13 protein-coding genes and 1 pseudogene are annotated in these 13,426 nt (G+C 40.9%); 6 read left to right on the top strand and 8 right to left on the bottom strand.

Going from position 1 to position 13,426, the window contains the following annotated elements:
• Positions 1-22 precede the first annotated feature (22 nt).
• Positions 23-1,234 carry an MFS transporter gene (locus O1D97_RS03025; protein WP_269122700.1) on the bottom strand — a complete coding sequence of 404 codons (1,212 nt, stop codon included), beginning with the start codon at positions 1,232-1,234 and terminating at the stop codon, positions 23-25.
• A gap of 328 nt (positions 1,235-1,562) precedes the next feature.
• On the opposite strand from O1D97_RS03025, the gene O1D97_RS03020 reads away from it, so the two are divergent.
• Positions 1,563-2,876, top strand: coding sequence for a malonyl-CoA decarboxylase (locus O1D97_RS03020; RefSeq protein ID WP_269122698.1), 1,314 nt, complete (start codon positions 1,563-1,565; stop codon positions 2,874-2,876).
• A gap of 25 nt (positions 2,877-2,901) precedes the next feature.
• On the opposite strand, the pseudogene gloA2 reads toward O1D97_RS03020, so the two are convergent.
• Positions 2,902-3,284: pseudogene (gene gloA2, locus O1D97_RS03015) on the bottom strand (SMU1112c/YaeR family gloxylase I-like metalloprotein).
• A 108-nt stretch (positions 3,285-3,392) separates the two neighbouring features.
• Here gloA2 and O1D97_RS03010 point away from each other — a divergent pair.
• The 4 genes from O1D97_RS03010 to O1D97_RS02995 all read left to right on the top strand — a co-directional run bounded on the left by O1D97_RS03010 (position 3,393) and on the right by O1D97_RS02995 (position 6,588).
• Positions 3,393-3,653: a DUF4212 domain-containing protein gene (locus O1D97_RS03010; protein WP_269122696.1), complete on the top strand. Its 261-nt coding sequence runs from the start codon at positions 3,393-3,395 to the stop codon at positions 3,651-3,653.
• Positions 3,654-3,659: 6 nt separating this feature from the next.
• Entirely contained in the window at positions 3,660-5,426 is a 1,767-nt protein-coding gene (locus O1D97_RS03005) for a sodium:solute symporter family protein (protein ID WP_269122694.1), read from the top strand.
• An 83-nt stretch (positions 5,427-5,509) separates the two neighbouring features.
• Positions 5,510-6,025, top strand: a complete 516-nt coding sequence (locus O1D97_RS03000; RefSeq protein ID WP_269122692.1) for a hypothetical protein — start codon at positions 5,510-5,512, stop codon at positions 6,023-6,025.
• Positions 6,026-6,258: 233 nt separating this feature from the next.
• Complete coding sequence (locus O1D97_RS02995; RefSeq protein ID WP_269122690.1) at positions 6,259-6,588, top strand: hypothetical protein; 330 nt, start codon at positions 6,259-6,261, stop codon at positions 6,586-6,588.
• A gap of 19 nt (positions 6,589-6,607) precedes the next feature.
• Here the strand turns inward: O1D97_RS02995 and O1D97_RS02990 are convergent, their stop codons facing one another.
• From O1D97_RS02990 to O1D97_RS02965, 6 genes are all read right to left on the bottom strand, one after another.
• Positions 6,608-7,150 (bottom strand): GNAT family N-acetyltransferase, encoded by a 543-nt coding sequence (locus tag O1D97_RS02990; protein WP_269122688.1) that lies wholly within the window; start codon positions 7,148-7,150, stop codon positions 6,608-6,610.
• A 25-nt stretch (positions 7,151-7,175) separates the two neighbouring features.
• Complete coding sequence (locus tag O1D97_RS02985) at positions 7,176-8,084, bottom strand: dienelactone hydrolase family protein (RefSeq protein WP_269122687.1); 909 nt, start codon at positions 8,082-8,084, stop codon at positions 7,176-7,178.
• A 150-nt stretch (positions 8,085-8,234) separates the two neighbouring features.
• A complete protein-coding gene (locus tag O1D97_RS02980; protein ID WP_269122685.1) occupies positions 8,235-9,176 on the bottom strand; it encodes a nucleoside hydrolase in 942 nt (313 codons plus the stop codon).
• A 35-nt stretch (positions 9,177-9,211) separates the two neighbouring features.
• Entirely contained in the window at positions 9,212-10,102 is an 891-nt protein-coding gene (locus tag O1D97_RS02975; RefSeq protein ID WP_269122683.1) for a ribokinase, read from the bottom strand.
• Between the two features lie 188 nt (positions 10,103-10,290).
• The gene (locus O1D97_RS02970; RefSeq protein ID WP_269122681.1) at positions 10,291-11,532 is read right to left on the bottom strand and encodes an argininosuccinate synthase; all 1,242 of its coding nucleotides are present in this window, start codon (positions 11,530-11,532) and stop codon (positions 10,291-10,293) included.
• Between the two features lie 166 nt (positions 11,533-11,698).
• The gene (locus O1D97_RS02965) at positions 11,699-12,571 is read right to left on the bottom strand and encodes a flagellar protein MotY (protein WP_269122679.1); all 873 of its coding nucleotides are present in this window, start codon (positions 12,569-12,571) and stop codon (positions 11,699-11,701) included.
• Between the two features lie 128 nt (positions 12,572-12,699).
• On the opposite strand from O1D97_RS02965, the gene rnt reads away from it, so the two are divergent.
• Positions 12,700-13,350: a ribonuclease T gene (gene rnt, locus O1D97_RS02960; RefSeq protein ID WP_269122977.1), complete on the top strand. Its 651-nt coding sequence runs from the start codon at positions 12,700-12,702 to the stop codon at positions 13,348-13,350.
• Positions 13,351-13,426: the final 76 nt, after the last annotated feature.

Here is a 13,426-nt window from a genome sequence, read left to right as displayed (position 1 = left end):
GATTAAAGAAACATCAATAAAGTTATGGGTGGCCTGCATTATTATACAAAGTTAGCTTATGTTTTTGATGCCACATGATCCAGCATCCTAAAAGCACCAGTAAAAAAGCATCGGCAGCGATAATAATATAAACGAGCTCTAAAGACTGCGTCAGGTCATAAATATAACCTGCTACTAAATTCCCCACTGTACCACCTAAGCCAAAAGTCACCATACAAATACCATTAATTTGCATGGTCGCCGTTGAACCAAATGATTGTCCGACCCAACCGGCAACGACTCCCCACATAGGGAAATACATCAATCCATAACCAAACCCAGCAACAGGGGAAAATAAAGCAACATCATAGAGAAAGGTAAGCAGGCAAACGAAAAACACACCAAAAATGACCAGTAAAGCATATGCATGGCCTTTTGTGTCTGCCAACTTACCAATGAGAAAGCTTGATAAAATACCGCTAATACCTGCTACCGTCCAAGTATAACCCCCCAGATTAGAAGCCAGTCCTAATCCATCAAGGTAGGTGTTTAGCCAATTAGAGAACGGCATAGTAGAAAAACCAACCAACAAACACACTAAGCAAGAGAACCTTGCTACAGGATGCTTAATGACAGTATTCAATAGTTGCTTGGAAGACAACGCTCTCCGGCTTAATATAATATCCTCTTCCATATCATTTACGGCTTGCGATGATATGAGCTTCATTAACATACCTAAGGTCAGAACCACAACAAAAGCCCCATACAGGGATGCTATTAGCCAACTGGCTTGCCAACCGAAAAGAGGCACTACGAATAAGATCACACAGCCATTAATAACATAACCCCAGGCCGTACCACTTGAAATCGTGGTTAAATACGTCGAACATTGACCCTTCTGGGCATGACGGCTAACGATTTCAACTATGGTCCCCCAGCTGATGGAGGCACTTGCCGCTAATAATGTAAGCGCCATAATAATAAATATCGGATCATCAAGAACCGACAGGCTAAACAACAATACACTCGTTAGGGCCCCTGTCGAAATGGATAATCTAACCGTACCAATCCTATGCCCAATACTGCCTAATAATAAAGCACCTGCGAGGTAAGCAATTTGAGTTAGCGCTCCAATTAGCGCTAACTGCCAATGAGTTATACCTACTTCAGCACGCATCATAGGCACCAAAGCGGCAAATAAAAATAGGCCAAATCCATGGCTGAGAAGCTGGTTAAGTGTAAAAACAAATGCCATGAACATAACCATATTCCTTAATGAAAAATAATCAGAGCTTCTGCTCCCTTATTATTTAGGAGAGAGCAACAGATGCCCTATCCACCCCATAGATAAGCAGCCATTATTCACTTTTATTATTTAGAGATAACGCAAAACACGACTCTTTTTTACATTCAAACGACAAAACTTCGACTTCCACAAAGTATTTATTAATCAGTATGTAAATTAAAAACTTATACTTCGATAATGTGATTTATCGATATAAGAAAGATGCTCTTTTTTACCTTCCATGCGACAATCTTATACCTTAAAACCAATCTAAAAATCATAAGTGTTAAGGGTTTGTATGTTGTTGAATAAATGGCTAAGTTCGGTTGCAGATGTTGGCCGTGAGATGTTGTCTCGCAAGAATGATTCCCGAAAATCAAAGACATTAGAAGAATATTGCGCTGACTTAATGTCAAATAAAGGAGAAGCTCTTGGAACCGCAATTGCGAACGAAGTCGCCACTTCGTATCAAACCGCGGACGATGAAAAAAAGTTGAGCTTCTTCCAGCATTTACTAGAACAGTATTCACCCGACCCTGAAGCGGTTATTACTCTCGCTAATGCCTATCGTGATGAACCTAGCTATGACTCTTATGTTGCTTTAAGCGAAGCTATCGAGGCGCCTCGTCAAAAATTATTTAAACGCATGAATATGGCCTCCAAGGGAACAGAAGTCATTGTGGCTTTACGTAAAGACTTTCTGCGCCTCGTAAAAGACCATCCTGAGCTTAAACCGATTGATTTTGACTTACTGCATTTGCTTAAATCTTGGTTTAATAGAGGGTTTTTAACCCTAGCAGAAATTGATTGGAATACTCCGGCCGTTATTCTAGAAAAGCTGATTGAATACGAAGCCGTGCATTCCATGTCTGGTTGGGATGATCTAAAAAAACGGCTGGGGCCGAACCGTAGGTGCTATGCTTTTTTCCACGCCTCATTACCAAACGAACCCTTAATATTCGTAGAGGTCGCGTTAGTAAATGGTTTAGCGAGCGCGATTGATCCTTTAATTGATCCTAATCCCTATGATAATAGTCATAATGACGTCCTAGATACGGCCATTTTTTATTCTATTAGTAATTGCCAATCTGGATTAGCAGGCATTTCATTTGGTAATTTTTTAATCAAACAGGTGGTCATGGAGCTAAAAAAAGAATGCCCTCAATTAACCCAGTTTGCAACATTATCTCCTATACCAACCTTCCGACGTTGGCTATCTCATGAATTGGATAATTTAGAAAGCCGATTTATTAACAGCAGCTCGCGCACAACGTTAAGCCTAATGAATGAAGTAAATTGGCCTGCTAGCCAAGAACATTGCGATTTATTACAACCTATTTTGATGAAGCTTTGCGCTCAATATCTCATCAACGCGAAGAAATCAGGTAAGCCTTATGATCCAGTAACACGTTTCCATTTAGGCAATGGTGCCCGTATTGAGCGCTTAAACTGGCTAGGGGACAAATCAGAAAAAGGGCTAATGCAATCAGCCGGTTTGTTAGTAAATTACTTTTACGATATAGATGAAGTCGAAAAAAATCACGAGGCTTTTATGAATAAAGGAACCATTTCCCATTCAAAAGATTTGGCTAAATTATTGCAAGTGTCATAATTATTTAGCTCTATGAGGCCTCTTATCACGCCTCATAGAGCTCTAAGGGCAAACGGTCTGGATCTTGAAAAAAGGTAAAGCGTTTGCCCGTGAACTCATCCACTCTAATTTCCTCAACCGCTACTCCTTGATCTTCTAAATATTGTTTAGTTTCTGCTACCGACTCAACAACAAAAGCCAGATGCCTTAGTCCTTGTGCCTCAGGTGTTGAAGGCCTTTTAGGCGGGTTAGGGAAAGAAAAAGTTCAATTTGCCCACCATCAGGTAAACCTAGATCGAGTTTATATGACTGTCTAGACTCACGGTAATTCTCAGCAATAATCTCTAACTTTAAAATTTCGCTATAAAAACGCTTAGAAAGCGCATAATCAGAGCAAATAATCGCCACATGATGAATACGCTTAAACATAACTTACCTTCATTTTTCCTCTCTCCTTCGACTAAAGTCGGACTTCAACTTTGGTTAAGTACTGCTAAATTAGGCTTGCAAATAAAAATAATTATAAGGAGATCGCCTGTGGCAGATCAAAAAAACAACGCTGAAAATTATTGGAAGGCAAACGTCAGACTGATTATAGGCAGTTTAGTCGTTTGGACTTTCGTTTCCTATGGCTGCGGTATTCTACTGCGCCCACTACTTTCTGGAATTGCCATTGGCGGTACAGACCTCGGATTTTGGTTTGCTCAGCAAGGTTCCATTATCACGTTTATTGGGATCATTTTCCATTACGCATGGAAAATGAACAAGCTCGACAAAGAATATGGGCTTGAGGAGTAGACAGCCATGAGTCAATTTTCTATTAATCTATTATTTGTTGGCGCTTCCTTCGCTTTATATATAGGTATTGCTATTTGGGCACGAGCAGGATCAACAAAAGAGTTTTATGTGGCAGGTGGCGGAGTTCACCCAGTGATGAACGGTATGGCCACCGCGGCCGATTGGATGTCCGCCGCCTCTTTTATCTCTATGGCTGGTTTAATTGCGGCGGGAGGTTACGCCAACTCAACGTTCTTAATGGGATGGACGGGGGGCTACGTACTCTTAGCCATGTTACTGGCACCTTATTTACGTAAGTTTGGTAAATTCACTGTACCGGATTTCATTGGTGATCGATTTTATAGCCCTGCCGCACGTTTAGTCGCGGTAGCCTGCCTGATCATTGCTTCTGTAACCTATGTTATTGGACAAATGACAGGTGCTGGTGTGGCCTTCTCTCGTTTCCTAGAAGTCAGTAACGATGCAGGATTAATGATCGCTGCGATTGTTGTCTTCTTATACGCCGTTCTTGGTGGAATGAAAGGCATTACCTATACTCAAGTCGCTCAATATGTGGTCTTGATTATTGCCTATACCATTCCCGCAGTGTTCATTTCACTGCAACTAACCGATACCTTTATCCCTGCAATCGGCTTGTTTTCTGAGCATTCAGAGTCCGGTATTCCTTTATTGCAGAAATTGGATGAAGTGGTGAGAGAACTTGGGTTCAGAGACTATACAGCAGATGTAGACAATAAACTGAACATGGTGTTGTTTACTTTATCCTTGATGATTGGTACCGCGGGTTTGCCACACGTTATCATTCGCTTCTTTACGGTTCCTAAAGTAGCCGATGCTCGTTGGTCGGCTGGTTGGGCACTGGTTTTTATCGCGCTCTTGTACTTAACGGCGCCAGCGGTTGCTTCTATGGCCCGTTTAAACCTATTAACAACTATTTATCCTGAAGGTCCAACGGCAGAGGCCATTGCCTATGAAGAGCGTCCTGATTGGATTCAGACCTGGGAAACAACGGGCTTAATACAGTTTGAAGATAAGAACCAAGATGGTCGCATTCAATTCTACAATGAAAGTCCTGCGTTTGCAGAAACCGCTACTGAGCGTGGCTGGAAAGGAAATGAATTGAAAGTAAATAATGACATATTAGTACTGGCTAACCCAGAAATAGCTAACTTGCCAAGCTGGGTAATCGGTTTAATAGCAGCAGGAGGATTGGCGGCCGCTTTATCTACTGCAGCAGGTTTACTGCTAGCAATTTCTTCAGCCGTCAGCCATGATTTAATAAAAGGTTCCATTAATCCCAATATTTCAGATAAACATGAACTTCTGGCCGCAAGGATATCCATGGCCGTGGCGATTATTGTAGCCACTTATCTTGGATTAAACCCACCAGGGTTCGCTGCTCAAGTTGTCGCCCTAGCCTTTGGTATTGCCGCCGCCTCAATTTTCCCAGCGTTAATGATGGGGATCTTCTCGAAACGCATCAATAGCAAAGGCGCCATTGCGGGTATGTTAGCGGGTCTATTATCAACGGTTATTTATATCTTCCTATTCCTAGGTTGGTTCTTTATCCCTGGCACAGCCTCTTTTGCCAATACGCCGGACAATTGGTTATTTGGTATTTCACCGCTATCCTTTGGAGCCATTGGCGCCATAATAAACTTTGCGGTTGCTTTTAGTGTGTCTTCTATGACTGAAGCACCACCAAAAGCAATTCAAGACTTGGTAGAAAGTGTGCGCTATCCAAAAGGTGCTGGAGATGCGATTGATCATTAAAAAACAACAGTAATAAGCATCACCAAGCCAGAGTATTGATTCAGTACTCTGGCCTTTCTATTTTTAATAAGAAGAGAGATATTATGTTTTGGGAATTAGTAGCAACCGTTTTCGCTGGCATCAGTTGCGCAGGTATTGCCTTATTTCTACGATCAATAAGTCGAAAAAAACTCCCCTCTTGGCTCATTCCTGCTTTTGCAGGCATTGGTATGCTAGGGTTTCAAATACAGAGTGAATATACTTGGTATGATCATCAGGTAAGTTTATTGCCACAAGGTGTCGTCGTAATAAAAACCGTTGAAGAGGAAGCCGTGTGGCGACCTTGGCGCTTTTTTTATCCGCAAACCTCACGCTTTATTGCAGCGGATATCAAAAATGCCGCGACGAACTCATTAAATACAGATGTGATACTCGTGGATTTATATTTCTTTGAACGCAGGCATTTAGCAAAAAGAGTTCCTCAAGTCATTCATTGTGGAACGTCCTCTCGGGCCGATTTTACTCAAGACCTTAATATCAAAAACACCCTTATTAATGCGTCTCAATGGACTCCATTAGAAAAGTCTGACCCTTTATTAGTGAGGCTTTGCCAAGCTTAAGCAAGCCATTGATTCCTCTTTTATAAAGTCTAATCCAGAGATAAGCAACATAGATATAGGAACTCGCTCTTGGGTTCCTTGCGCTCCATCATAAAAGCAGTATGTTTACTTTCTTGCTCTATTCTTTCAAGGTACACTTCCCAAAATAGACTCTTATATAGTACTAGTGCTAAGAAAGGTATGTCTTTTAACTCACTATACTCTTCATTAGATCATGGATTTAAGAACTTATTATGAATAAAAAAGCGTCACAAGCGTACGTTAGATGTTTCTGGGTTGGCCAAATGCAATTGATTAATGGAACACGGCTACCGGTTCATTGCACCCATATTTCAAACAAGTTTCTTGAAGTAGAAGCGCCACAAAGTATATTCGGATCAAAAAAAGTCAAATTAGAGCTCGACGGTTCTCATAATGGTAAAAGCAAAAAGATAAAAGCCATTTGTTCTGCCGATCTCGATGTCCTTAATGAGCACGATAAACATTATATAAAATTACATTTTGAACGTATTAGTGAGGATGATATCCACTTTATTGAGCAATTTGTAGAAGCACATGTGTAATTTATCCACGCCTCAGCGTTTACATGCTCAGTATTTTTGACATATTAATTCCAGTGATATTAAATCCGGCATCTTGATAAAGTTTTAACGCGCGTTTATTTTGATATGCCACTCTGAGCTTTATTTGCGTTATCTTGATGGACTGTAATCTTGTTTCTAATGCAGACATAGCGAGCTTACCAAAACCTTGCCCTCGAAAGGCTTCGTACACATAAAAGTCATAAATAAACGCCGAATTATCGTCTACATTAATAGAAAACCACAAATAGCCAACTAAAGTTGGAAGTGAATTGTTACCCTCTAATTTGGCATCGATACAAAACAGATCATGAGCATTTTTTTCTAATCCATTTGGAAAGCTCTTATTCAAATCCTGCTTTGCCATTTCTATGGCCACATCCATCGCATGACCATAGTTGGCCACGATCTCATGACTGTAGTCATCAATAAAATAGTTACAATAATTCGCGAATTCATCTTTTCGCATTTCTCTAAGGGTTATCATCAAGGTCACTTTCTGCTTTGCTGTTGAAAAATCGGACCCTAAATCTACTTTGGACAAAGGGTCTGACCGTTTATTAGCTCATTTACGAAGCTAAATGTTGTTTAAAGAACTCGATCGTTCTTGACCAAGCCAATTTAGCGCTCGTTTCATCATAACGAGCTGTAGAATCATTATGGAAACCATGATTAACGCCTTTATAAACAAAAGCCTGATAATCAACCTTATTTGCTTTAAGAGCGGCTTCATAAGCTTCCCATGTCGCGTTGACTCTTTTATCTAGCTCTCCAAACTGTAACATCATTGGCGCTTTAATATGATCGATATTGGCTTTTGGAGGCGTTCCATAAAAAGGCACGGCCGCATTAACTGTCTCAGGCATTTCTGCAGCCAACATATTACTGATATAACCACCATAGCAAAACCCAACAACACCTAATTTACTATTACTGAATTCATGGTTCTTCAAGAACAAGGCCGCAGCTTTGAAGTCTTCTTCCATTTTTGCGGAATCTAATGATTTTTGCAGAGCACGACCTTCATCGTCATTGCCTGGGTAACCACCAACAGAAAATAAAATATCGGGAGCAAAAGCAATAAATCCCATTTTAGCCAATCTACGAGCAACATCTTCAATGTAAGGGTTTAAGCCACGGTTTTCGTGTACCACCAATACCACAGGAGCGGTCCCTTGAAGCTCTTTCGGCATTACTAAGTAACCCTTGCCTTTCCCATGACCCTGAGGTGAATCAAACTCCTGATAACTCGCTTTAATGTCAGAGTCATTAAAAGAAACCTGCTCAGCCAATGCATAATTAGGAATCAAGGCCCCAGCAACCATACTCATACTTAACCCAGCCACTCCCAATGCACCTAAGCGAGATAGAAAAGTGCGTCGATCTATATCTCCATGGGCGTATTCATCATACCAATCAAATGCTTCTTGTGGGATTGCTGACACAGCGGATGACGATAATTCAGTTCTTTCACTCATGACATCTTCCTTTTTAGCTAAATAATTTTTTAGTACGCATTTTGATACGTAAATAGAGTTCATTTGGATTTAAAATGAGGGTGATTTCCTAAACAATAAAAAAGGCCTCATCTGAGGCCTTTTCGCAATAACAAAAATCAAACCACCTATTTAAGATAGTGTTTTTTCGAATAAGTTCAATAATCTTTGGCTGTCCACTTCCATACACACCTGTGTCATAGGTACACCATCCCAATGAGGTTCTGGGAATGACATGCCTTCAGGCGCAAAAATAGTTTGACCAATTGCAATGCCTTCACAAGCAACACGAATGGCCCCTAATTCGATTCCAAAAATATCGGGCTCCATCGCATAAGCAATAGTAGAAGCATCATGAAAAAAACAACCTTCCACATTAAGGCGATCACGATAAAACTGAATATAATACTGAGATGCTTGATGTAAAAAGTCTCCATGCTCTGGACGAGATTCTTTAATGCGCTCTAACAAACTATTTTCCAGCAAGACTTGATGTGTTACATCAAGACCGATCATGGTAACTTGCCAGCTTGCCGTAAACACTTTATCGGCCGCATGCGGATCATTGATGATGTTCGCTTCCGCTACAGGGGAAACATTGCCGTATTCTATTGCAGCGCCTCCCATCAAAATAACTTCGTCAACTAGATCGGCGATTTCTGGAGCCATCTCCAATGCCGTTGCTAAATTGCCTAGAGGCCCCAAGGCAATCAAAGTCACTTCTCCGGGATGCGCTTTTACTGTATCAATAATAAATTGGGCTGCACTAATCTCTAACGCTTTACCTTTTGGGTCTGGCCAGTTGATATTACCGAATCCATCACTCCCATGAACAAAGTCAGCATGAGGTCGGGGAGTAATTTCTAAAGGAACAGCTACACCTTTCGCTACAGGAACATCAACGCCCGCAAGTTCCGTTAGAATTAAGGCATTTTTGGTCGCCAAATCAACTGGCACATTACCAAAGGTCGTTGTTAAACCCAAAACATCTAATTGCTCGGTTTCAAATGCAAAAAGAATCGCCATTGCATCATCTATTCCAGGATCAGTATCAATTATTACTTTACGAGACATAGAACACTCCTATCTAATTCTGTTGAGTCAACCACTTATTGTTCGACTAAAAAATTATCTACTTCTTGTTTTGTTGGGATCGCTGGGGCAGCGCCAAGACGAGTAACGCAAATAGCGGATGCGGCACAAGCCCGTGTTAACGCTTCTTTTATAGGACGTTTGTCCATCAATGCGGTCAAACAAAAACCAATAAAGGTATCTCCCGCTGCGGTAGTATCAACAGGCACCACTGTAAAAGCCTCTACATGGATATCATCCTGCCCACATAAATAACGAACACCGTCACGGCCTAATGTCATTAAAATGGCTAATTCAGGGTATTTTTCTTGCAAAGCACTTTTAGCATCATCAATAGAAGAAACTTGCATTAAATCCATGGCTTCCACTTCATTAACGATAAGTAAATCAATAAATGGCATTAATTCTTGAGTTATATCAACATCCATTGGTGCAGGGTTAAACGCGACAGAAATCTTTTTGCTATTGGCTTGCTGCACGATATAGTCAATTTGATTGGTCTCATTTTGTAACAATACCCAATCATCTGGCTGGACCTGATCTAAAACTTGATTAACTTGATCATGGCTAAGGGTGTGGTTAGCACCAGCAAACAAGATAATCGCATTCTCAGCGTCTTTATTTAGCTGAATGATAGCGTGCCCTGTAGCGGTATCGGTGCGAGAAATAAAAGACGTCTCTACACCGACAGCACTTAATTCTTCTACCACAGCATGATCATTCGCATGTACAGCCCCAACATGATACACATCGGCACCGGCCTTAGCTAAAGCGATAGATTGATTAGCTCCCTTACCACCTAGCTGCATCTGATAAGATTGAGATGCCATGGTTTCACCTGGACGCACAAAATGATCCACTTTATATAGGTGGTCTAAATTAATAGAGCCAAAATTATACACTGCCATTTTTTATACCTTTTTGAACCCTTAGCCTTAAGAGTATCGTTAATCTGTGTTTCGCTTTTCTTTAAATTGAAAATTATGTTTCAACGAAAAGAGAAAAGAAACAAAAAATTCAAACATATTACAGAAAATACAAAATAAAAAAACGCCCCTCTCTTACGAAAGGAGCGCTTTTGTTTTAGTTTTTAGAACTATTTAGGCTCTTTAACCTTATCTAAAAAAGAGCGGCCTTTTTGTGCGGCAATTCGCATACGCAACGCATTCAATTTAATGAAGCCCGCCGCATCTTTTTGATCATAAGCGCCCGCATCATCTTCAAAAGTCGCAATCGAGCTATCGAATAAGCTGAATTCAGACTGACGGCCAACAACAATGACATTACCTTTATACAGTTTCAAACGAACTGTACCTGTAACGAACTCTTGAGACGCATCAATCAAGGCTTGCATCATACGACGTTCTTCTGACCACCAAAAACCGTTATAAATCGTTTTCGCATAGCGTGGCATCATTTCATCTTTAAGATGGGCCGCTTCACGGTCAAGAGTAATGGACTCAATCGCTCTATGCGCTTTCATCATGATGGTGCCACCAGGAGTTTCATAACAACCCCGCGCTTTCATACCAACAAAGCGGTTTTCTACGATATCAGCACGACCAATACCATTTGCTCCACCGACTTTATTCAGTGTTTCTAAAATAGTCGCAGGAGACATGGCTTCACCATTAATGGATACTGGGTCGCCTTTTTCATAACCAATTTCGATATAAGTCGCTTCATTTGGAGCGTCTTCAGGAGAAACAGACCAACGCCACATGTCAGACTCTGCTTCTGTCCATGGATCTTCCAACATATCCCCTTCATAAGAGATATGAAGCAAGTTAGCATCCATTGAATAAGGTGATTTCTTCTTCGTTGTTGAAAAATCAACAGGAATACTATGTTTTTCACAATAGGCCATTAGTGTTTCACGAGAAGTTAAATCCCATTCACGCCATGGCGCAATCACTTTCACTCCAGGTTTAAGCGCATAAGCACCTAATTCAAAACGAACCTGGTCGTTACCTTTGCCTGTAGCGCCATGAGAAATTGCATCAGCGCCAGTCTCATTGGCGATTTCAATTAAACGCTTAGAAATAAGTGGACGTGCAATTGACGTTCCTAAGAGGTACTCGCCTTCATAAATTGTATTCGCACGAAACATTGGGAAAACAAAATCTCGAACAAACTCTTCACGTAGATCTTCAATGTAAATCTCTTTAATGCCCAACGCCTGAGCTTTGGCACGAGCAGGTTCAACTTCCTCACCTTGACCAAGATCAGCAGTAAAAGTGACTACTTCACACTGATATTCTTCTTGAAGCCACTTCACGATTACGGAAGTATCTAGGCCGCCAGAATAGGCTAAAACAACCTTCTTCACGTCAGACATTCTTTTATTTCTCCTTATGAGATTGAGTATAAGCAGCTGGATAACTTTAGCAGCAGCCTAACTTTAAATATTTAGGGGTGACCTAGTTTAAGTTTTCACTGTTTTCTTAGCAAGCAACAAACACAGTATTCATGATTTCATAGAGGAAGATTTACTCAAAAAGAGATTATTCTTCAAACTTTTCTAGGCGAATCGTCACTCGGCGATTACGTTCTCGACCTGTAGCCGTACGATTCTCTATTACTGGATAGCGTTCACCATGGTATCGAGAAATGATTTTTTCTGCCGGAACCCCTTTGTCTAGCAAGTAAGACGTCACCACTTCCGCGCGTACTTTAGATAGCTCACGATTGTCTCGGCGGGAGCCTAAAGAATCCGTATGCCCATCAATATAGATGTATTCGACAGATGGATCAGAGGAAACATACAAGGCAATTAGGTCAAGTCGATTTTTTATTCGAGAAGAGAGTTCTACACCTTTGTTAGCAAACAATACAGCTGAGCGAGCTATTTGATCGTAGTTAACCGGTAAAAGGCCGGACAAGCATCGACGGAATTCATTATAAGCAGGAGCAAAATTAATATTAGATAAACTGATCTCGATGGTTTCCCGATTACTTTCCCAAGCGGTTCCAGCCACAATGGGATGACGACCATTGTCTAATGACGTTAACATCCTTTCAGCCACCTTTCCCCCTACCTCAACCGTTAACCCATAGCCAGGATAAGGTAGAACATCTAAGGTTTCCGGGTTAGAGCCTGGAGCCCAACTTGGAGCTTGGGAAATAATATAAACATTTCCAGGCCCCATTTTTTCATTCGTTGGTTCCAATATAAATTTCATGGGTTCGCCCGCTTCTTTTATAAAATGGCCTTCACCATAATTAGGAACAGGATGCGTTAAGCTACATGAAAAAATATCGCCTGATAATAACCACTCTGCATTTTCAAAGCCTGATTGATAGCGCGTTAAAGCATGTGAAGGGCTTGCTACACAGAAAATAACAGCGGTTATTAAGACGTTAATTTTATGTTGCATTGCATTTCCCATTTAGAGTCTCGTTCAAGCTATAACTAATATGTTATCATCCTCATCCTATCTAGCCATATAAATCGAGCAAATGGCAGAATAAGGATTCTCTTTTGTCAAACCAACAGACTTTTACTATGCATGAAATAAAAGATCGTTTTCGTGGCTTTCTACCTGTCGTTATCGACATAGAAACCGCAGGCTTTAATTCTAAAACAGATGCGCTACTAGAAATTGCCGCCAGCATACTCCGAATGGATGAAAATGGTGAACTCTATATCCATGAAACCGTTGAGTTTTTAGTGAAACCATTTGAAGGTGCTAATTTAGAAAAATCAGCACTAGAGTTTACTGGAATTGATCCATTTGCCCCAGACAGAAATGACATGAACGAACAAGAAATGTTAGGTCAGCTGTTTAGTAAGGTTCGCAAAGAACTAAAATCCGTTGAATGTAAGCGGGCTATTTTAGTGGGTCATAATGCCTCTTTTGACCATGGTTTTTTAAATGCAGCGATCACGAGGTGCGAAATCAAACGTAACCCATTCCACCCTTTCTCCAGCTTTGACACCGCCAGTTTAGCGGGTCTTGCTTTCGGTCAAACCGTTTTAGCGAAAGCCTGTGAAGTCGCTGGAATTGAATTCAGTAATGCGGAAGCGCATTCTGCCAAATACGATACCGAGAAAACGGCAGAACTCTTCTGTGAAATCGTAAACAGATGGAAACAAATGGGCGGCTGGGCCTTAGCAGACCCAAACATGGAAGAGAGCATGGCCTCTTTTATGTAAAACAGAGATTACGCTTTTTTTACACAACAAAGGCGTTAAAAGCTTCTTTTAGCGCCTTTACTATTTGCCAATTTTT

It is taken from the genome of Marinomonas phaeophyticola (assembly GCF_026966905.1).
GTDB lineage: Bacteria > Pseudomonadota > Gammaproteobacteria > Pseudomonadales > Marinomonadaceae > Marinomonas > Marinomonas phaeophyticola.
Note: the sequence above shows the minus strand (reverse complement) of the source record. Positions and strands in the feature narration are given on the sequence as shown.